At 63.8% G+C, this 20,889-nt stretch carries 17 protein-coding genes, 2 tRNA genes and 1 pseudogene; 12 read left to right on the top strand and 8 right to left on the bottom strand.

Annotated elements, in window-relative coordinates:
- Positions 1–37 precede the first annotated feature (37 nt).
- From CRJ03_RS11060 to CRJ03_RS20330, 7 genes and pseudogenes are all read left to right on the top strand, one after another.
- Positions 38–571, top strand: a complete 534-nt coding sequence (locus tag CRJ03_RS11060; RefSeq protein ID WP_104018922.1) for a cold-shock protein — start codon at positions 38–40, stop codon at positions 569–571.
- On the top strand, positions 541–1,035 hold the full coding sequence (locus tag CRJ03_RS11065) for a DUF192 domain-containing protein (protein ID WP_104018923.1): 495 nt from the start codon (positions 541–543) through the stop codon (positions 1,033–1,035). Before CRJ03_RS11060 ends, CRJ03_RS11065 begins: the two co-directional genes overlap by 31 nt.
- A gap of 64 nt (positions 1,036–1,099) precedes the next feature.
- Positions 1,100–1,176, top strand: a tRNA-Pro gene (locus tag CRJ03_RS11070).
- A gap of 17 nt (positions 1,177–1,193) precedes the next feature.
- Positions 1,194–1,946, top strand: a complete 753-nt coding sequence (locus tag CRJ03_RS11075) for a hypothetical protein (RefSeq protein WP_104018924.1) — start codon at positions 1,194–1,196, stop codon at positions 1,944–1,946.
- 455 nt (positions 1,947–2,401) lie between these two features.
- Positions 2,402–6,052, top strand: a complete 3,651-nt coding sequence (locus tag CRJ03_RS11080; RefSeq protein WP_104018925.1) for a vitamin B12-dependent ribonucleotide reductase — start codon at positions 2,402–2,404, stop codon at positions 6,050–6,052.
- Between the two features lie 269 nt (positions 6,053–6,321).
- A tRNA-Ser gene (locus CRJ03_RS11085) sits at positions 6,322–6,411 on the top strand.
- A 211-nt stretch (positions 6,412–6,622) separates the two neighbouring features.
- Positions 6,623–6,922 (top strand): annotated as a pseudogene (locus tag CRJ03_RS20330) (helix-turn-helix domain-containing protein); the annotation flags it as partial.
- Between the two features lie 90 nt (positions 6,923–7,012).
- Here the strand turns inward: CRJ03_RS20330 and CRJ03_RS11100 are convergent.
- Positions 7,013–7,849 carry a LysR family transcriptional regulator gene (locus tag CRJ03_RS11100; RefSeq protein ID WP_104018928.1) on the bottom strand — a complete coding sequence of 279 codons (837 nt, stop codon included), beginning with the start codon at positions 7,847–7,849 and terminating at the stop codon, positions 7,013–7,015.
- Positions 7,850–7,955: 106 nt separating this feature from the next.
- Between CRJ03_RS11100 and CRJ03_RS11105 the strand changes: the two genes are divergently transcribed.
- The 5 genes from CRJ03_RS11105 to CRJ03_RS11125 are packed head-to-tail and all read left to right on the top strand — an operon-like array spanning position 7,956 to position 12,750.
- Positions 7,956–8,555 (top strand): amino acid synthesis family protein, encoded by a 600-nt coding sequence (locus CRJ03_RS11105; protein ID WP_104018929.1) that lies wholly within the window; start codon positions 7,956–7,958, stop codon positions 8,553–8,555.
- 43 nt (positions 8,556–8,598) lie between these two features.
- Positions 8,599–9,315, top strand: coding sequence for an alpha/beta fold hydrolase (locus CRJ03_RS11110; RefSeq protein WP_240611647.1), 717 nt, complete (start codon positions 8,599–8,601; stop codon positions 9,313–9,315).
- On the top strand, positions 9,312–10,226 hold the full coding sequence (locus tag CRJ03_RS11115) for a flavin reductase family protein (protein ID WP_104018931.1): 915 nt from the start codon (positions 9,312–9,314) through the stop codon (positions 10,224–10,226). The genes CRJ03_RS11110 and CRJ03_RS11115 overlap by 4 nt, the downstream gene beginning before the upstream one ends.
- 2 nt (positions 10,227–10,228) lie before the next feature.
- Positions 10,229–11,263: an LLM class flavin-dependent oxidoreductase gene (locus tag CRJ03_RS11120; RefSeq protein ID WP_104018932.1), complete on the top strand. Its 1,035-nt coding sequence runs from the start codon at positions 10,229–10,231 to the stop codon at positions 11,261–11,263.
- Positions 11,264–11,271: 8 nt separating this feature from the next.
- Positions 11,272–12,750, top strand: coding sequence for an aldehyde dehydrogenase (locus tag CRJ03_RS11125; protein ID WP_104018933.1), 1,479 nt, complete (start codon positions 11,272–11,274; stop codon positions 12,748–12,750).
- A gap of 790 nt (positions 12,751–13,540) precedes the next feature.
- On the opposite strand, the gene CRJ03_RS11130 is transcribed toward CRJ03_RS11125, so the two are convergent.
- The 7 genes from CRJ03_RS11130 to CRJ03_RS11160 are packed head-to-tail and all read right to left on the bottom strand — an operon-like array spanning position 13,541 to position 20,779.
- Positions 13,541–14,029 carry an SRPBCC family protein gene (locus CRJ03_RS11130; protein ID WP_104018934.1) on the bottom strand — a complete coding sequence of 163 codons (489 nt, stop codon included), beginning with the start codon at positions 14,027–14,029 and terminating at the stop codon, positions 13,541–13,543.
- A gap of 39 nt (positions 14,030–14,068) precedes the next feature.
- Entirely contained in the window at positions 14,069–14,896 is an 828-nt protein-coding gene (locus CRJ03_RS11135) for an XdhC family protein (RefSeq protein WP_104018935.1), read from the bottom strand.
- A complete protein-coding gene (locus CRJ03_RS11140; protein ID WP_104018936.1) occupies positions 14,893–16,080 on the bottom strand; it encodes a vWA domain-containing protein in 1,188 nt (395 codons plus the stop codon). Before CRJ03_RS11140 ends, CRJ03_RS11135 begins: the two co-directional genes overlap by 4 nt.
- Positions 16,077–16,955 carry an AAA family ATPase gene (locus CRJ03_RS11145; RefSeq protein ID WP_104018937.1) on the bottom strand — a complete coding sequence of 293 codons (879 nt, stop codon included), beginning with the start codon at positions 16,953–16,955 and terminating at the stop codon, positions 16,077–16,079. Before CRJ03_RS11145 ends, CRJ03_RS11140 begins: the two co-directional genes overlap by 4 nt.
- A gap of 46 nt (positions 16,956–17,001) precedes the next feature.
- Positions 17,002–19,422 carry an aerobic carbon-monoxide dehydrogenase large subunit gene (locus CRJ03_RS11150; protein WP_104018938.1) on the bottom strand — a complete coding sequence of 807 codons (2,421 nt, stop codon included), beginning with the start codon at positions 19,420–19,422 and terminating at the stop codon, positions 17,002–17,004.
- The gene (locus CRJ03_RS11155) at positions 19,419–19,913 is read right to left on the bottom strand and encodes a (2Fe-2S)-binding protein (protein WP_104018939.1); all 495 of its coding nucleotides are present in this window, start codon (positions 19,911–19,913) and stop codon (positions 19,419–19,421) included. The genes CRJ03_RS11150 and CRJ03_RS11155 overlap by 4 nt, the downstream gene beginning before the upstream one ends.
- Before the next feature lie 11 nt (positions 19,914–19,924).
- Positions 19,925–20,779, bottom strand: a complete 855-nt coding sequence (locus tag CRJ03_RS11160; protein ID WP_104018940.1) for an FAD binding domain-containing protein — start codon at positions 20,777–20,779, stop codon at positions 19,925–19,927.
- Between the last annotated feature and the right edge of the window lie 110 nt (positions 20,780–20,889).

Below are 20,889 nucleotides of genomic sequence, written 5' to 3' on the forward strand. Positions count from 1 at the left end.
AACGGTCTTGGGGATGAAGGCTGTTAGGTAGGGCAGAGTGACAACAGACGAGAATGAAATTCGCCGGGTCAGGGGCCGGGTGAAATGGTTCGATCCGGTCAAGGGCTTTGGCTTCGTGCTGGCCGACGAGGGCGGACCTGACATCCTGCTGCACGCCAACGTGCTGCGTAATTTCGGGCAAAGCTCTGTCGCCGACCGCGCCGGGGTGGAGCTTGACGTGCAGGATACCGCGCGCGGACGGCAGGCGGTCCTGGTTCACGCCATCGAGCCTCCCGAGGATTCCGATAGCACCGGGCTCGCCGACCTGGAGGAGGTGGACGAGGCCGCGCTGCGCGCCGTCCCGCTGGAACCCGCGCGGGTCAAGTGGTTCGACAAGGGCAAGGGCTTCGGCTTTGCCAACACCTTCGGCTGCGCCGAGGACGTGTTCCTGCATATCGAGGTGCTGCGCCGCTCCGGGCTCGCCGATGTCCAGCCCGGCGAGGCGCTGGCCATTCGCGTGATCGATGGTAAAAGGGGACGGATGGCGACCGAGGTGTGTGGATGGGAAGCGGCGATTCGCTCAGACGACTGATCGGGGCAATCGTCCTGGTGCTTGCGGGCGGTGCGGCGATGGCCGGGACCTGCCGCGAGGGCACGGCGCAACTGCGCGGCCCGGGTGGCGAGGCGGTATTCCGCGTCGAAATCGCCGATTCCGAGGCCGAACGCGCGCAGGGATTGATGAACCGCGAGTCTCTCGCCGCCTCCGCCGGGATGCTGTTCGTCTACCCGCGCCCGCAGCAGGTGGGCTTCTGGATGAAAAACACGCTCATCCCCCTCGACATGATCTTCATGGATGCCAGCGGCACGGTGCGCCGCGTCCACCACGAGGCGCAGCCCCACGACACCCGCCCGGTCATGGGCGGTAACGGCATACAGACCGTGCTCGAGATCAACGGCGGAATGGCGCGGCGGATCGGCATCGCGCCGGGCTGGGAAATGCGTCACCCCGCCGTCGATCAGGAGGCCGCCGCCTGGCCCTGCGACGCGGCACAATAACCACCGCGCCGCCCCGGTTTCCGCTTTCCAATCCGCGCGATGGCGATTATCTAGACCCATGGTCCGGGGCGTGGCGCAGTCTGGTAGCGCACCTGTTTTGGGTACAGGGGGTCGTGAGTTCGAATCTCGCCGCCCCGACCATCCTAAGGGGGCCGCGCATGCTGGATTCTGAACTTCTTCTTTGCTTCGCCGACAGGTTTTACGGGTACGGAGACCTCACCGCACCGATCTGGTTCATCGGTATGGAGGAAGGCGGCGGGGGTGAGGAAAATATTCGAAAGCGACTAGAGACCTGGGACGCGCGCGGCCGGAAACAGCTGGAGGATATCGCAGGTTATCATGAGGCAATGACCGCCGAAGACCTGACGCGTAGGAAACGTGTTCGAATCCAGCCCACGTGGGAAAAACTCATTTACTTTCAGATGGCAGCGGAGGCCGGCACGCCGACGCGTGAGGGTGTGCGAGCCTTCCAGAAGTTCATTCTGGGGCGTGAAGCCTCTGCCACATGCCTCCTCGAACTCATGCCGCTGCCCAAGAAAACCGCAGGTTCGTGGCCATACGGCACTTGGACCGACGTTCCTGAACTCTGGTCAAGAAGTCTCTATTTCGCTCACTTCGCAGTCAAACGCGCAACTGCTCTCCGCCAATTGATTGAGGACCACAGCCCCAAGGTCGTGGTGTTCTACGGCAAGAGCGCAGAGTTTTCATGCCATTGGCCGTGGATTGCCGGGGTCAAGCTCTCAGACTGGGAGGATGCCGACAAATGGCACGTGACTGAACGTGGTGGCGTCCACTACATGATCGCGCCGCATCCGGTTTCGCACGGCTCTCGCAATGAAGTCTGGAGCGATATGGGGGCACGGGTGTCAGGGCGTGTAGAGGTGAAGCGGCCTCCCATTTTCAACGCGTGATATCCATATTCCGGGTACAGGGGGTCGTGAGTTCGAATCTCGCCGCCCCGACCATCCCGCCGCCCAAGGCGCGTGCGCGAGCACATCTTTCATGCAATTCTTCAGCTTGCCCTGCTAAGCGCCGGTGGTCCCAGCGCTTTCCCGTGTCGCGCCACGCGCGGAGGAATCACGGCCCCGTGGCCGGCTCGGCACGACCCTCACAGTCAAATGGTTTTTCGACCGCCGGAGCGATTTTTTTCGTTGACCTGAGACCGTAATCTACGTCAGTTTGTGTGGGCGGACTGAAGAGCCACAATATATAGTGGTCACGCCCGCGGGACGGTAAACCAGACATGAACCAAGCGGAGCAGCCGGAACGGTGCCCGCGCCCGTTCCGGGCGCAACGGGCGCGACCGGACGAGCCAGCCGCATCAGGGCCAAAAGGCCGCAAGCAACGCGATTATGGGGCAGAGACAATGAAAATCGAACGCAAATTCACCACCGCCGGTCAGGACGCCTATGCCGCGCTGGACTTCGTGACCACCAGCTCCGAAATCCGCAACCCCGACGGCAGCACCGTGTTCCGTCTCGACGAGATCGAGGTGCCCACCGGCTGGAGCCAGGTCGCCAGCGACGTGATCGCGCAGAAATATTTCCGCAAGGCAGGCGTGCCCAACAAGCTGGAGCGCGTGAAGGAAAAGGGCGTGCCCGAATTCCTGTGGCGCTCGCGCGCGGCAAAGGACAATGACGGCTTTAGCGGCGAGACCAGCGCGCGCCAGGTGTTCGACCGGCTCGCCGGTGCCTGGGCCTACTGGGGCTGGAAGGGTGGCTATTTCACCACCGAGGCCGACGCCCGCGCCTATTTCGACGAGATGCGCGTGATGCTCGCGCGCCAGATGGCAGCGCCCAACTCGCCGCAATGGTTCAACACCGGCCTGCACTGGGCCTATGGCATCGACGGGCCGGGGCAGGGCCACTACTACGTCGATCACCAGACCGGCAAGCTCACCCGCTCCAAATCCGCCTACGAGCATCCGCAGCCGCATGCCTGCTTCATCCAGTCGGTGCGCGACGACCTCGTGGGCGACGGCGGCATCATGGACCTTTGGGTGCGCGAGGCGCGGCTGTTCAAGTACGGCTCGGGCACCGGCACCAACTTTTCCTCGCTTCGTGCCGAAGGCGAAAAGCTCTCGGGCGGCGGCAAATCCTCGGGCCTCATGGGCTTTCTCAAGATCGGCGACCGCGCGGCGGGCGCGATCAAGTCGGGCGGCACCACGCGCCGCGCGGCCAAGATGGTAATCTGCGACGCCGATCACCCCGATATCGAGGAATTCATCAACTGGAAGGTCAAGGAAGAGCAGAAGGTCGCCTCGATCGTCGCCGGCTCCAAGGCCCACGAGGCCAGGCTCAACGAGATATTCACCGCGATCCGCGAATGGGACGGCAGCACCGAGGACGCGGTCGACCCGGGCAAGAACGCAGCCCTCAAGACGGCCATTCGCGGCGCGAAACGGGCGCACATCCCCGAAACCTATGTCAAGCGCGTGCTGGACTATGCCAAGCAGGGCTATGGCAGCATCGAGTTCCCGACCTACGACACCGATTGGGACAGCGAGGCCTATGCCAGCGTCTCGGGCCAGAATTCCAACAACTCGATCCGCGTGACCGATGCCTTCCTCAAGGCGGTAAAGGATGATGGCGACTGGTCGCTGATCAACCGCGTGGACGGTTCGGTGGCCAAGACCATCAAGGCCCGCGACCTGTGGGAAGATGTCGGCCACGCCGCGTGGGCCTGCGCCGATCCGGGCATTCAGTATCACGATACGGTCAACGCCTGGCACACCTGCCCAGAGGATGGCGCGATCCGCGGCTCCAACCCGTGCTCGGAATACATGTTCCTCGACGACACGGCCTGCAACCTCGCCTCGATGAACCTGCTGAAGTTCTACAAGGATGGCGCGTTCGACGCCGAATCCTACATGCACGCCACGCGCCTCTGGACCGTGACGCTGGAAATCAGCGTGCTGATGGCACAGTTCCCGTCGAAGGAGATCGCGCGGCTCAGCTTTGATTTCCGCACGCTGGGTCTTGGCTATGCCAATATCGGCGGGCTCCTGATGAACATGGGGCTGGGCTACGATTCCGACGAGGGCCGCGCCATGTGCGGCGCGCTCACCGCGATCATGACCGGCGTCGCCTATGCCACCTCGGCCGAGATGGCGGGCGAGCTGGGTGCTTTCGCGGGCTACGAGCGCAACGCGCAGCACATGCTGCGGGTCATCCGCAACCACGGCCGCGCCGCGCGTGGCGAGACCGAGGGCTACGAGGCGCTGGCCGTCAAGCCCGTGCCGCTCGACCACGCCAACTGCCCCGATGCGCGGCTCGCCAAGCTGGCGGTCGCCGCGTGGGACGAGGCGCTGAAGCTGGGCGAGGCGCACGGCTATCGCAACGCACAGACCACGGTGATCGCCCCCACCGGAACGATCGGGCTGGTGATGGATTGCGACACCACCGGCATCGAGCCCGATTTCGCGCTCGTCAAGTTCAAGAAGCTGGCCGGCGGCGGCTATTTCAAGATCATCAACCAGTCGGTGCCGGCGGCGCTCGCCAAGCTGGGCTATCGCCCGGCGCAGATCGAGGAAATCGTCAGCTACGCGGTTGGCCACGGCAGCCTCGGCAACGCGCCGGGGATCAACCACACCTCGCTCATCGGCCACGGCTTCGGCGAGAAGGAACTGGCGCGCGTGGAAAAGTCGCTCGGCGCGGCCTTCGACATCCGCTTCGTGTTCAACCAGTGGACGCTGGGCGAGGAATTCTGTCGCGAAGCGCTCGGCATCCCGGCGGAAAAGCTCAACGACCCCACCTTCGACCTGCTGGCGTCGCTGGGCTATTCCAGGGCCGAGATCGAGGCGGCCAACGATCACGTCTGTGGCACCATGACGCTCGAGGGCGCGCCGCATCTCGACCCGGCGCATTACCATGTCTTCGACTGCGCCAACCCCTGCGGCCGCAAGGGTCGCCGCTTCCTCGGCGTGGATAGCCATATCCACATGATGGCCGCGGCACAGAGCTTCATCTCGGGCGCGATCTCCAAGACGATCAACATGCCCAACGACGCCACCATCGAGGATTGCCAAAAGGCGTACGAGCTGTCGTGGTCGCTGGGCGTCAAGGCCAACGCGCTCTACCGCGACGGCTCCAAGCTCAGCCAGCCGCTGGCAAGCGCGCTGGTCGAGGATGACGACGAGGCCGCCGAGGTGCTGGAGTCCGGCAGCACGCACGAGAAAGCCGCCGTTCTCGCCGAGAAGATCGTCGAGAAGGTGGTGATCAAGGAAGTGATCCGCGCCGCCCGCGACAAGCTGCCCGAGCGCCGCAAGGGCTACACCCAGAAGGCCATCGTCGGCGGGCACAAGGTCTATCTGCGCACCGGCGAATATGCCGACGGCAAGCTGGGCGAGATATTCATCGACATGCACAAGGAAGGCGCGGGCTTCCGCGCGATGATGAACAATTTCGCCATCGCCGTCTCGGTCGGCCTGCAATACGGCGTGCCGCTCGAGGAATTCGTCGATGCCTTCACCTTCACCAAGTTCGAGCCCTCGGGCATGGTGCAGGGCAATGACAGCATCAAGAACGCCACCTCGATCCTCGACTACATCTTCCGCGAACTCGCGGTGAGCTATCTCGACCGCACCGATCTCGCGCATGTCAAACCCTCGGGCGCGTCCTTCGACGATCTCGGCCGCGGCGAAGAGGAAGGTGTCAGCAACATCACCGAGATGTCTGGCGAGGCGGCGAACCGTTCCCTGGAGGTGCTCAAGCAGATCAGCTCCTCGGGCTACCTGCGCAAGCGCCTGCCACAAGAGCTTGTCGTGTTGCAGGGCGGGCAGGGGGTCGGGCGCGGCGGCGACGTGGCCATGGCCGTGCAAGGCAGCACCGAGACGGTGGAGATCAGCCGCACCGCCATCGCCGCCTCCGCCACCGCGACATCCATGGACGCCCGCACCAAGGCCCGGATGCAGGGCTACGAGGGCGAAGCCTGCGGCGAATGCGGCAACTACACGCTGGTCAGGAACGGCACCTGCATGAAGTGCAACACCTGCGGCTCGACGAGCGGGTGTAGCTGAGCAGGTCAACATGTTCGGGGGCGGGTGCGCTCGCCCCGGACGCGGATCGGACACACAGGCAGAGACATGGTCGGGCAGTGAACGTACCATCCGATCCGCGAAACTGAAAGGGGGCCCACGGGCCCCCTCTTTTTCGCTCGGCCCATCCCTGCCGGGGCACCGGCGCAATACCGACAGAATACCGACGCGATACCGCCCGGCATTCTCCCTCCCCAAACCGCCATATTTTCCCTTGTAACCCGCCCCCACCCCCCGCTATACGCGTCGGCGGAGACGTGGCCGAGTGGTCGAAGGCGCTCCCCTGCTAAGGGAGTAGGCCCGGAAGGGTCTCGTGGGTTCGAATCCCATCGTCTCCGCCATCACACCATTGAAATCACTCAATAAAATGCCTCTCAGTGAATTTCACCCCACATAAAGCCCCACATTAGAAAAACACTTTGAGCTACCCCCCCGAAATTTGGACACTGACATAAGCTACGAATTTCAGTCTGCTGGTCTTCGACAAGAAGGAGATCAGAGATGGCGAAACGCAAGCAGTACGCGCCGGAGTTCAAGGCGAAGGGCGAGACCGAGCAGAACCTCGACCTGATGCGGCGGATCGATCGGCAGTTCCTGGAAACGCCGTTCTTCGGCGTCCGGCAAATGACCTGGCACCTGCGCAATGAGGGTCATCTGGTGAATGAGAAACGGATACGCCGGCTGACGCGCATTATGGGACTGATGCCGATCTACCAGAAATACGAATGCGTCTACCTGCATGCCTAAGAGACCGGATCAGAAGCCAAGGCCGGAATCCGGAAATGGATGACCTTCTACAATCACCAACGCCCACACTCAGCCCTTGGCGGCAGACCGCCAGCCATGGTCTATTGGCTGGGAAAAAACGAAACCAAACCCGATCAGCAGGTGCAAAGAGTAGCTTAATTTACGCCAGATCCTGTCCAAGGGATGGGGGGTAGCTCACAGCCTGCCCAACAACCATTCGCGAAATTCTAAAGCCTCAGGGTTGTCCTTGGCAATCGACAGGAAGTAGCCTTCGTGGCTTGATATCGAAGCAGGGTGCGCCCGCTCAACGAGCCCTGTTTTCAAGGCGTGGTCGGCGAGCAATTCGCTTACGAGGGCCACGCCGTTTCCATGAGCCGCAAGGTGCAAGGCCATGCCATATGTATCGGTGTAGAGAGATGGGGGCGGCGTGCTCCCGACCAGCTTGGCCCAGGCTTGCCAGCCGCTTGATGTTCCAACCGCCTCGATGAGCGGCAACTCATGCAGGTCTCCACTTAGACTTGGGGATTTCAACGCAATAAGCTGGTTGGGTAAGAGAGGATCGGCATCAACCCCAGCCTGCCTGGCCGATCCAAACCGTATTTCAACATCAGCACGGGTAGAGTGGAAGTCATCAGGCCAGATGGCGCTGTAAATTCTCACTCTGAGGGCAGGGAATCGCGCTTGGAAATCGCGCAGTCGCGGCGCGATGACCCAATGTGCAACGCTCACCGATGTAGCGATTGTCAGTAGGTTTTTTGCGGGGCCTGTGTCCACAATATCCATCGCGGCCGCTAAGGCTTGCAGCGGTGCGTCGACTTCGGGAAGAAGCCTCCGCCCTGCGTCCGTCAACGCCAATCCACGCGCCTGGCGCATAAAGAGCGGAACGCCCAGCCGCGTTTCAAGAGACTTCACTTGCTGGCTGACGGCTGACTGCGTGAGGCCTATTTCTTCCGCAGCGGCGGTAAAACTCAAGTGTCGTGCTGCTGCTTCGAACGAGCGAAGCCAACCGAACGGGGGAAGGGATTTTGCCATGAGTCAATTCAGCCATTACAAACACTAATAGACAAGCGCATAATTCAATCGTTTGTCAAAAATACTCCGGCTTCATAGCGTCTCCTGCAGCGAACAGGAGGATGCAATGAAACCGGAAATCAGGAAAATCGTCACCTATGATGAGGAAATCTTCATCGAGGGGTTTCGCGAGACGGATAAGCCGTGGCGAATGTTCGCTGTCGCTGCAGTGTTACGCAACCCTTGGGCTGGTCGGTTTGTCGAAGACCTGACGCCGCAGATCAGGGCCTATGGCCCCGTATTGGGCGAGATGATGACCAAGCGGATGATCGACCTTGCCGGGAACGGTGCGGCGATTGAGGCCTATGGCAAGGCGGCGGTTGTCGGTCTCGATGGTGAGATCGAGCACGCGTCGGGACTGATCCATACCCTGCGGTTTGGCAATTTCTACCGTGAGGCTGTTGAGGCCAAATCCTATCTTGCCTTCACCAATACACGCGGCACGGCCAATGCGCCGATTATGGTTCCGCTGATGGACAAGAACGATGCAGGGCGGCGTTCGCACTATCTGACTATCCAATTCTCGATCCCTGATGCGCCGCGCGATGATGAGGTTGTCGTTGTGCTTGGGGCAGCCATGTCCGGTCGGCCTCATCACCGGATTGGGGATCGTTATCAGGACCTGAAGGATTTGGGCAATGATCTCGACAACCCTGCCGCGGTCTGAAGTTGCGGGCCTCTCTGCTATCGTGGCAGGCGCTGGGCGGCCCGTGCTGCTCTTGCACGGCGTGGGCCTCAGGGCCGAGGCCTGGGGCGCGCAGATCGAGGCGCTGCGCGGCAGTTATCAAGTGATCGCGCCTGACATGCAGGGCCACGGGCACAGCTCTTGCCCCTCTGGCCCGATCACGCTTGCCGAGTATGCGCAGGCTTTTCTACCTGTTCTGAAAGAGCTTTCCGAGCCTGTGTTGGTTGTTGGTCATTCCATGGGGGCAATGATCGCGCTTGAATTAGCCTGCCGCGCACCCGCAGATGTCAGTGCTGTCGCTGCGTTCAACGCGATATTTGAGCGTAGTCCAGAGGCGGCGGCGGCGGTGCAAGCCCGCGCAGGAAGCCTTGATGAAACCGCAGCGCCAGACCCAGGCCCAACGCTTGAACGGTGGTTTGGAAACGCTCCGTCGCCTGAACGCAGCGCCTGCGAAAGCTGGCTTCTTGCAGCAAACCCAAAGGGCTACAAGCTGGCCTATACGGCGTTTGCCCATGCAGATGGTCCGCGCCGGCAAGCGTTGCAGTCGCTGGCGTGCCCCGCCCTCTTTGCAACAGGTGCGCTCGAACAGAACTCGACACCTGAAATGTCAAAGGCCATGGCCGATCTTACCCCGAAAGGACGCGCCCTGATCGTCGAGGGCGCGGCCCACATGATGCCGATGACCCATGCGGGCGCATTGAACGGGGCGCTATTGGATTTTACGCAGGAGGTCTGGCCATGAGCGCGATTGATCCGCGCGCCCTGCGCAGCGCATTTGGCAGTTTCATGACGGGCGTCACCGTCGTTACGAGCAAAGCCGCTGACGGAACCTTCGTCGGATTTACGGCCAATTCGTTCTCATCTGTCTCTCTTGATCCGCCACTATTGCTGGTTTGCCCAGGCAAGTTTCTCTCTAGCTATGAAGCGTTTGCAGGCTGCACGCAGTTCGCGGTCAATATCCTGGCCGAAGGGCAGGAAGACGTGGCAAACACCTTCGCAAGCTACAAGGGCGACCGTTTCGCGCGCGTGGCACATTGCCAAGACGCCTTGGGAAACCTTCTGATTGACGGTGCGTTAGCGCAGTTCTCATGCACAACTCACAGCGTGATCGATGCCGGGGATCATGCGATCCTGATTGGCGCAGTGCAGAGCTTTGAACAACGTGCCGGACGTGGCCTTGGCTATGTCGGTGGGCAGTTTTTCAGCCTCGGGCTTGAACGCGCGGCGCTTGAGCATTCGGGTAGTACGGCCCTTGGAGGTGTGATCATCACTCGGGGCGATACCGTGCTCTTGGAGCGAACTGAGGCCGGCTACTGCCCGCCGCAGAGTTTGGCAAAGGATCGGGACAACTTGCGCCATACCCTCACCCGTGACCTTGAGATGCGCGGCCTGCCGGTGAAGCTTGGGCCCGCCTATTCGGTGTTCGATGATGGCAAAGCCCATTGCTCCTTCTTTCTCGCCGCGGCGCCGTGCACCAGCAACGGCGGGTTCGAAACCCATCCGATCGGTGACATTCCCAACCTAAAATTCGCGTCCCAACCCATCGCTCACATGATGAACCGCTTCGCGCTTGAGATGCAAACCCGCAGCTTTGGCCTCTACGTCGGTGATGCACAGCGCGGCGATGTCCACCATCTGCCTGAAAGGACTTGAAAATGGAGTTCTCACTCTTTGTGCATATGGAGCGCCTGACGCCCGAGCAATCGCACCAGCAGCTTAATGAAGAACTGATCGAGCTGTGCAAAATGGCAGACGATGCAGGGATGCGCGCTATCTGGACTGGAGAACATCACGGGATGGAGTTCACCATCGCGCCGAACCCTCTTATGTCGCTCGTGCATATTTCCCATCACACAAAGAACGTGAAGCTGGGAACGGGCACGGTGATCGCGCCGTTCTGGCACCCCGTTAAGCTGGCTGGCGAGGCCGCCTCCGCCGATCTGATGACAGGCGGGCGCATCGAGCTTGGGATTGCACGCGGGGCTTACTCTTACGAATACGAGCGGCTTATGCCCGGCATGGACGCGTGGGAAGCGGGGCAGCGCATGCGCGAACTGGCGCCACTCCTCCCCAAGCTGTGGGAGGGTGACTGTACCCATGAAGGCGAGTTTTACAACTTCCCAGCCACGACAGCCGCGCCCAAGCCCGTGCAGGACGGCGGCCCGCCGATCTGGATCGCTGCGCGCGACCCGAACAGCCATGAGTTTGGTGTGCAGAACGGCTTTAACATACAGGTGACGCCGCTTTGGCAGGGGATCGAGGAGATCAAAACCCTCATGGCGCGCTTCAACGCCGCTTGCGCCAGTTATGACGGCCCACGACCCAAAATTATGCTGCTGCATCACACCTATGTTGGCGCGGATGCCGATGATGTGACACAGGCCGCCCGCGAGCTTTCGCGCTATTATTGCTACTTTGGCGCTTGGTTCAAGAACGAGCGCCCCGTTGCGCAGGGGCTGATTTCCCCTCTCTCAGACGAGGAACTCGCCGCCAACAAACTTATGGCCCCCGAGAACATGGCCCGTGACCTGACCATCGGAACCGCAGAAGACGTTATCGAAAAAATACGAGAATACGAAGAGCTCGGGTATGATGAGTACTCGTTTTGGATCGACAGCGGGATGAGTTTCGAGCGCAAGCGCGCCTCGCTCGCTCGCTTCATCGACACTGTTATGCCGGCCTTCAGGTGAGGAACAAAATGGACCCCAAACCACACTATCAGCTCTTTATCGACGGCGCTTGGACGGAAGGCTCCGAAGGTCAGGTTATGATCTCGCAAAACCCCGCCAACGGACGGGACTGGGCCACGTTCGCCTGCGCCTCGAAGGCCGATGTCGCGCGTGCCATTATAGCTGCGCGCCGTGCGCTGAACGACCCGGCATGGCGCGATATGACCCAGACCCAACGTGGCAAACTCCTTTGGCGGCTTGCCGAGCTGATCGAGGAAAACGCCGCCGAAATCGGGCGCATTGAAACAACAGACAGCGGCAAGCTCCTTGCGGAAACTGCTAGCCAGTCGGCCTATGTGGGCGACTATTACCGCTATTACGCGGGGCTTGCCGACAAGATCGAAGGCGCGGTCCTGCCGATCGACAAACCAGACATGCATGTCTTTACACGGCGCGAACCTATCGGCGTTGTCGCCGCCATCGTGCCGTGGAATGCCCAGATGTTCCTTACAGCAACAAAGCTGGGCCCCGCACTGGCCGCGGGCTGCTCTGTGGTGTTGAAAGCCTCGGAAATTGCCCCCGCGCCGATGCTTGAGTTTGCCCGCCTGATCGAACAGGCAGGATTTCCAGCCGGCGTCGTTTCGGTCATCACAGGAGATGCCGAGAACTGTGCCATCCCGCTCACACGCCACCCTGATATCGACCGCATAGCCTTTACCGGCGGGCCGGAAACCGCACGGCATGTAGTGCGCAACTCAGCCGAGAATTTTGCGGTCACCACGCTGGAGCTAGGCGGGAAATCCCCCATTCTGGTCTTTGAAGACGCAGATCTGGACGGTGCGGCCAACGGGCTTATCGCAGGCAACTTCGGAGCCTCGGGCCAAAGCTGTGTGGCGGGTACGCGGGGCTTGGTGCATCGCTCGGTGCTGGAGGCCGTGGCGGATAAGATCGAAGAGAAGATGAAGGGGGTTGTCATCGGCGATCCGCTAGACGCGACCACCCAAATCGGCCCACTTTGCACGGTCGGGCAAATCAGCAAGATCGAAGCAACCCTTGCTGCGGCCGTGTCAAGCGGCGCAACAATCCGCTTTGGAGGCGCGCCGTTGGAACGCCCCGGCAATTACATGGCGCCTACGCTTGTTGAATGCGCTGACGCAAACGCCGAAACGCTCAAGATCGAAATGTTCGGACCTGTCATGTCGCTCCTGCCATTCGACACTGAAGAAGAAGCTATCGCAATTGCCAACAGCACTCCCTTCGGACTTGGCTCGGGTGTCTTTACTGAGAATGTCGCACGCGCACATCGTGTCTCTGCGCGGCTCAAGGCGGGCATCTGTTGGGTCAATACCTACCGCGCTGTTTCACCCATCGCGCCCTTCGGAGGCTTTGATCAGTCAGGCTATGGGCGCGAAGCCGGGATGGAAGCCATACATGACTACACACGCACCAAAACAACATGGATTAGCACGTCCGAAACACCAATGGCCAACCCGTTCGTGATGCGTTGAATGGAAGCTGAAGCATTCTTGAAAGCCCCCTAAACCAATTAAGCCGACGTTTAGGCGTAGTGTAGCGAAAGACCGCTTGCCGCCCTCTGTGACGGTCGCTCGAAGGAGGCAGGTCAGTTCCACTGACTGCCCAGTTGAGGCAGCTCCTGTCCTACGCGGCGCCAGGCCCGAATGACCGGGTCGGGCAACGATCAGCCTCGGGCTCTTTAGCCGCAGGGTTGGTGATCTTTCGGCCGATTTCCAGATCACCGGCAGTTGTGCCAGCAGCCAGCGCGTCCACGAACCACTGCGGCTTGTCGAACCGAATCGCCCCCGCCTTACCAGGTGACCGCATCAAACCGCTGAGACGCTGTCACCTGGGTTATCCGCACCCGGAAATCACGATCACGCCCGCTTGGACAGGCACCCAAGGTCCTCGCGACCTACGGGTTCGATACCGATAACGGCCAAACACGCCGACACGCTTTCCCCATAGACAGCACCAGGCCCGCCGCAGCTTCCTCCTTGTCAGGGTTTTCCAACGCGGGCCGAAACCGCGCTGACAGCAAATGTCTCGACGCGGCCCGCATCGAAAAACCTTAAACAAACCGCCCTGATGCATTCGCGGCACGATTGGTCACAATCATTATAACTACGTCAAAAGCGGACATCTACGTCGGTTGGCTTCACCAAATCCCATCCTGACATTCGCCGCACTTGCACCCGGCAGGGTTACCTTCAATAGCCAACGTCGAGTTGGTGATGTGGTGGACCGCGCCGGATGGGAGGACTCATAATACCCATTGCTGACTTATCCGCCATTTGCGCTTGTCGCCCGGCCTGGAACAAGCGCCGTTTCGCTAGTGGTCACCCGTTCGGCGAAGGCCTTGAAAAATCTGGCCGACAGCTTCTTCGCGGTACCGTGGACGAGCCGACTGCCCAGTTGCGCGAGCTTGCCGCCGATATCGGCATGCGCCTCGTATGTCAGGCAGGTGCCGCCGTCCTGCTCCTGCAGCACGACATCCGCGCCGCCCTTGGCAAAGCCCGCCGTCCCGCCGCTGCCGCTGCCGGTCAGCGTGAACCGCCGGGGCGGTTCTTCGGGGGTCAGCGTCACGGTGCCGGAGAACCGCGCCTTGACCGGGCCGACCTTGAGCAACACCTTCGCCTCGAGCTCGGTGTCGGAGTGGCGGACAAGCTCCTCGCAGCCGGGAATGCAGTCTTTCAGCACCTCCACGTCGTTGAGCGCAGCATAGACGTCCTCACGCGGGGCGGCGATAAATACCTCGTCGGTCAGTTTCATTGGGCTCTCCTCTTAAGCGTTGCGGGTCCCGGGGATGGGTCAGGCGGGCGAGGCGCGCTCGCCCGCCCGGCGATGGGCCACGATCTCGGCCAGGATCGAGAGCGCGATCTCGTCTGGGGTGATCGCGGCGATGTCGAGACCGGCGGGCGCATGGACCCGGGCCAGCGCGGCGCGGTCCGCGCCCTCGGCGGCGAGACGGTCGCTCAGCGCGGCGAACTTGCGCCGGCTGCCGACGAAGGCCACATATTCCGCCTCGGACGCGACCGCGGCTCGCAGCGCCGGGGCATCGCCCATGCCTTGCGTGGCCACGACGTAGAAGCGAACTGCGCTGTCGGGGGCGTGACCATCCACCACCTCCTCGGCGTCCGGATGCGCGGAGGCTTGGGCCCCCGGCGCGCAGACGATCCGGTGAAAGCCGAAACGGTCCGCGAGGCGGGCAAGCGCGGTTGCCACCGGCCCGCTCCCGCAGATCACCAGCCGCGGAGGCGGCAGGACCGGCTCGACGAACACGTCCATCGAGCCCTTGCTCGGGCACCCGTTGCGCGCGAAATGCACGTCCTCGCGCTCCTCTCCGGCGGTCACGCCATCGGCCTCCAGCAATTCCTCGGGCCGGATCGAGACGAACCGGGGCTGCCCCTCGGCGATCGCCGCGCGTGCGGCGCGTCCGATGGCCGAGCGCGCACATCCCCCGCCCAGCCAGCCTGCGCGCAGCGTGCCAGCCTCGTCGATCAGCGCCTTGGCGCCGGGCTTGGCCGAGGTGGCGGCCAGCGTGCGCACCACCGTGGCCACCGCGAAGGGCGCTTCGGCGGCGCGCAGCCGCGCCATCTCGGCCTCGAGTTCGGTATCGGCGGGGCGCGACAGGGTCATAGGCGTACGAGCTCCGGCTCCAACGCGGCGAGGTCCGCGAGTGTCGTCGCCGGTGCGAACAGGTCGAGATGCGGCAGCGCCGCGGCCATGCCGCGCGCCACCGGCTCGTAGCCCTTCCAGCCCTTCAGCGGGTTGAGCCAGATGATCCGGCAGCCGCGCCGCCTGATCCGGGCGAGCGCGGCCCCGACCTCCTCGGGGTCGGCGCTGTCATAGCCGTCCGACAGGATCAGCACCACCGTGCGCCCATTGACCAGCCGCCGCGCATAACTGCGCGAGAAGTGGTCGAGCGATGCGCCGATGCACGAGCCGCCGCCGAACCCGTCGGCCAGCAGGCTCAGCCGGTTGAGCGCCCGCAGCGCGTCGGTCTCGCGCAGGGCGTCGGCGATCCGCACCAGCCGGGTATGGAACAGGTAGGCGTCGGTATCGGGATCGGCGCGCATCAGCCCCGAGAGAAAGGCGAGGAAGGGTCGCGCGTAGACCGCCATCGACCCGGACACGTCGCACAGGGCGGTGACGCGCACGGGGCGGTCGGGGCGCGTGCGCCGCTCCAGCCGCAGCGGTTCGCCGCCGGTGCCAAGGCTCTTGCGGATGGTGCGCCGCAGATCGACCGCGCGGCCCCGGCGTGCCGCCTTGCGCCGCCGCGAGCGGTGGTCGCGCAGCGCCCGTCCCAGCCGCTCGGCCACCGCCTCGGCCTCGGCCACGTCCGCGGGGCTGACGACCTCGCGCAGGTCCGTTGTCATCAGGTTGCGCCGCCCCGAGGCGATCAGCCTCCCGCTGCCCTCGGCGTCGGTCTCGCCGCCGCCGCCGTCATCGGGGCTTTCGATGCGGCCCGTGGCAGTGCCTGTCGCGCGGTCTTCGTCCACCCCCGGGGCGCGCACAAGGTCGGAGCGCGCGGAGGTCGCGTCCGCCGTTACCCGCAGGCGCACCCGCCCGTCATTGAGCCAGAAGGCATCGTAGAACTCGTCGAAGCGCGTCACCTCGTCGGCGGAGCCCGCGCACACCGCCTTGAGCGCGCGGCGCGTCATTTCCGGATCGGCGGCGCAGACATGCTCGAGCGCGCGCAGCGCCGTCTCGGCCTCAGCGACGCCTAACCCGAAGCCATGCGCGCGCAGGTGGGCAAGAAACCCGGTGATGCGCGCCGCCACGCCCGGGTCGCGCGCGGCAAAGCGGGCGACGCGGCTCATGCCGCCCTGCCCACCAGCCGTGCGGCCACCTCGGGCGGAATCGCCGCGCGGTCGCCCTCGGTCTTGAGAAGCGTGGCCATCGTGGCGTGCAGCACCGCCGGGTCGGTGCTGAGATCGGCCACCCCGAGCCCGCCCACGGCGGCGGCGAAATCCAGCATCTCGGCCACGCCCGGCACCTTCTCGAGCCGTTCCCGGCGAATCGCCTGCACGAAGCCGACGATCTGCGCCGCGAGCCGCGCCTCGACCTCGGGCGCGCGGGCGTGCAGGATGGTCAGCTCGGTCTCGCGGTCGGGATAGGCGACATGCGCGTACATGCAGCGCCGGCGCAGCGCGTCCGAGAGATCGCGCGTGCCGTTCGAGGTCAACACCACGCGGGGAATGCTGCGCGCCGCGATCGTGCCGAGCTCGGGAACCGTGATCTGGAAATCCGAGAGTACCTCGAGCAGGTAGGCCTCGAATTCCTCGTCGGCGCGGTCAATCTCGTCAATGAGCAGCACCGGTGCCTCGGGTTGACGTATGGCCTGCAGCAGCGGACGCTCCAGCAGGAATTCCTCGGAAAAGATGCGCCGCTCCACCGCCGTTCCGGTCTCGCCGTCCTCGGCGGCGGCGCGGATCGCCAGGAGCTGCTTCTGGTAGTTCCACTCGTAGATCGCGTGCGCCGCGTCCAGCCCCTCGTAACACTGGAGCCGGATCAGCCGCGTCCCCTCGGCCGCCGCGAGCGCGCGGGCGACCTCGGTCTTGCCCACCCCGGCCGCCCCTTCGAGCAGCAGCGGTCGCCCGAGAGAGATGGACAGGTGCAGCGCCATCGCCAGGTCGGGCGCGGCGATGTATCCCTGCCCGGCAAGCCCGTCTTGCAGTGCGCGCCAGTCGTTCATGTCAAACCTCCCCGGTCGTTGAGCGCGGGTCCGTCAGCCACTGCGATCATCCGTGCAGGCCCAGCTCGTGGGCCACCTTCCAGATGCGCCAGTGATCGTGCGGCATGTGGCTGTGGCGCAGCCCGAAGGGGCGGAAGGCGTCGTGCACCGCGTTGGAGAAGGCCGGCACCCCGCCCACGTTCGGGCTCTCGCCGACACCCTTGGCCCCGATCGGGTGATGCGGGCTCGGCGTCTCGGTGAAGGCGGTGGTGTAGGTTGGCGTCTCCCAGCTTGTGGGCATGAAGAAGTCCATCAGCGTGGCCGTCTTGATGTTGCCGAGATCGTCATAGGCGATCTCCTGCCCCATCGCGATGGCGAGCGCTTCGGTCAGCCCGCCATGCACTTGCCCCTCGATCACCATCGGGTTGATCCGCGTGCCGCAATCGTCGAGCGCGTAGAACTGCCGGATCTCGTGCTCGCCGGTATCCACGTCGATCTCCATCACGCAGATATAGGCACCGAATGGATAGGTCATGTTGGGCGGATCGTAATAGCTGACCGCCTCGAGCCCCGGCTCGACGCCGGGGATCGCCTGATTGTAGGAGGCAAAGGCGATCTCGGCCATGGTCTTGAAGCGCTCCGGCGCGCCCTTGACGGCAAAGCGGTCCACGTCCCATTCCAGATCGTCTTCGTGTACCTCGAGCAGGTAGGCGGCGATCATCTGCGCCTTGGCGCGGATCTTGCGCCCGGCCATCGCCGCGGCGGCCCCTGCCACCGGCGTGGAGCGCGAGCCATAGGTGCCCAGCCCATAGGGTGCGGTGTCGGTGTCGCCTTCCTCCACGGTGATCGAATCCGAGGAGATGCCGATCTCGGACGCGAGGATTTGCGCAAACGTCGTCGCGTGGCCCTGGCCCTGGCTGATCGTGCCCAGCCGCACGATGGCCGATCCGGTCGGGTGGATGCGAATCTCGCAGGAGTCGAACATGCCCATCCCAAGGATGTCGCAGTTCTTCATTGGGCCCGCCCCCACGATCTCGGTGAAATGGGTGAGGCCGATGCCCAGCAGCTTGCGCGTCTCTCCGCGATTGAACGCCTCGACCCGCTCGGCCTGCTCGCGACGCAGCCCTTCGTAATTCACCGCCTCGAGCGCCTTGTTCCAGGCGGTGTGATAGTCGCCCGAATCGTATTCCCAGCCCAGTGCCGACTGGTAGGGAAACTGGTCCTCGCGGATGAAGTTCCTGGCCCGCAATTCGGCCGCGTCCATGCCCAGTTCGATGGCCAGCACCTCGATCATGCGCTCGATCATGTAGGCGGCCTCGGTCACGCGGAAGGAACAGCGATACGCCACGCCCCCCGGTGCCTTGTTGGTATAGGCCCCGTCCACGGCGACATAGGCCACCGGGATATCATAGCTGCCGGTGCAGATATGGAAGAACCCGGCGGGAAACTTCGTCGGGTCGGCGCAGGCGTCGAACGCGCCGTGATCGGCGGTGACGTGACAGTGCAGGCCGGTAATCCGACCGTCCTTCGTGGCGCTGATCCGGCCTTTCATCCAGTAGTCGCGGGCAAAGGCCGTGGACATCAGGTTCTCCATCCGGTCCTCGACCCATTTCACCGGGCTGCCTGTGACGATGGAGGCGACGATCGAGCAGACATAGCCTGGGTAGACCCCGACCTTGTTGCCAAAGCCGCCGCCGATATCGGGCGAGATCACGCGGATGTTGTGCTCCTCGATGCCCGACAGGATCGACGCCACGGTACGTACCACATGCGGTGCCTGGAACGTGCCCCAGAGAGTAAGCTTGCCGTTGACCTTGTCCATCGAGGCGACGCTGCCGCAGGTCTCGAGCGGGCAGGGATGGGTGCGGTGGTAATAGATCATCTCCTCGGCCACCACCTCCGAGCTTTCGATCGCCTGCTCGGTGGCCGCCTTGTCGCCCTCCTCCCACAGGAAGATGTGGTTGTGATGGCGGCGGGGGCCGTGGGAACCGGGTGCCTCGGGGTCAAGGTCCTCGCGCAACACAACGTCGCTCTGGAGCGATTCGAACGGGTCGGTGATGACCGGCAGTTCCTCGTACTCGATCTCGACGAGATCGACCGCGTCGGCGGCGACGTAGCGGTCGCGCGCCACGACAAAAGCCACCTCCTGCCCCTGAAACAGCACCTTGCCGTCGGCCAGCACCATCTGCTTGTCGCCCGCGAGGGTGGGCATCCAGTGCAGGTCGAGCGGGCGCAGATCGTCCGCCGTCAGCACAGCCACCACGCCGGGCAGTTCCAACGCGGCAGAGGCGTCGATGGACGTGATCCTGGCATGGGCATGGGGCGAGCGGACGAAATCGCCGAACAGCATACCCGACAGGTTGATGTCGTCGATGTAATTGCCCTTGCCCTGGGTGAATCGGGCATCCTCTACGCGTCGGCGCGCATGGCCGAGGCCCTTGAGCTTGCCGCGGCGTTCCTCGCGGCCCTCCGGGGTCATGTCGTTCATTGTGCCGCCTCCCTGGCTGCGTTCAGTTCCGCCGCCGCCGCAAGAATGGCGCGGACGATGTTCTGGTATCCCGTGCACCGGCAGAGGTTTCCGGCCATGCCAAAGCGCACCTCCTCCTCGGTCGGGTCCGGGTTCTCCTGGAGCAGGCGGTGCGCGCGGGTGATCATCCCCGGCGTGCAAAAGCCGCATTGCAGCCCGTGATGCTCGTGGAACATCCGCTGCAGCACGTGCAGGTCGTCCGGCGTGCCGAGCCCCTCGATGGTGGTGATCTCGGCCCCGTCGGCCTGCGCGGCGAAAACCGTGCAGGATTTCACCGACTTGCCGTTCATGTCCACGGTGCAGACGCCGCAATGGGTTGTCTCGCAGCCGATATGCGGCCCCGTCAGCCCGAGCCGCTCGCGCAGCACGTGGATCAGGAGTTCGCGCGGCTCGGCCAGCACCTCGCGCGGCGCGCCGTTCACGGTGAGTTTTATGTGCATCTTGTCGCTCATGCTGTCCTCCCTCAGGCGCGGGCCCATGCCCGCGCGATGGCGCGGCGCAGGATCGTGCCGGCTACGTGGCGCTTGAATTCGATCGGTCCGCGGGAATCCTCCTGCGGGTCGATTTCGGCGCTCATCGCCGCCACCGCCGCGTCGCAGGCGGCCGCGTCGCAGGCCGTGCCGATCAGCGCGTCGGCGGCGGCCTCGGACCAGACGGGCACGTCGCTGAGGTTGGTCATCGCCACCGAGGCGCGGCTCACCCGCCCGTCCTGCGCGTTGATCAGCACCGCCGCCGCGGCTGTGGCGTAATCCCCGATCTTGCGCTTCTGTTTCTCGTAGGCATAGCCTCCGGTCGAGGCGGCAAAGGTGATGCGCGTGAGGATCTCCTCGTCCGCGCGGTCGGTCATGTAGGCAGCCTCGTAGAAGTCGCGCGCGGCGACCTCGCGGCTGCCCTCCGGCCCCTCGAGGCCAAAGCGCGCATCCAGGCATTGCATCAGCCCCGGCATGTCGTTGCCCGGGTCGCCATTGGCGAGGTTGCCGCCGATCGTGCCCATGTAGCGCACTTGCGGATCGGCAATCAGCAGCGCGGCCTCGCGCACGATCGGCACAGCCTGCGCCAGCCCCTCGTGCGTGATAAGTTCATGCTGCGTGACCATCGCGCCGATCCGGACGATGCCGTCCGCGATGCTGAGCTCCCTGAGTTCGGCCACGTCCTGCAGATCGACGAGGTGCTCGAGATGGGCCATGCGCAGCTTCATCATCGGGATGAGGCTGTGCCCACCGGCGATGACGCGCGCATCGTCGCCACGCTCGGATACGATGCGAATCGCCTCCGCCACACTGGGCGGTCGGTGATACTCGAATGCTGACGGTATCATTTTGTCCTCCCTGACGGGGCCGTGTCGGCCCATGCAGGTCAGGCTGGATCAGGGCAGGTCGCGGGGGCGAGCGGGGGCGCACGGATGTCGCGCTCGTCTTCACCAAATGC

It is taken from the genome of Roseovarius nitratireducens (genome assembly GCF_002925845.1).
GTDB lineage: Bacteria > Pseudomonadota > Alphaproteobacteria > Rhodobacterales > Rhodobacteraceae > Roseovarius > Roseovarius nitratireducens.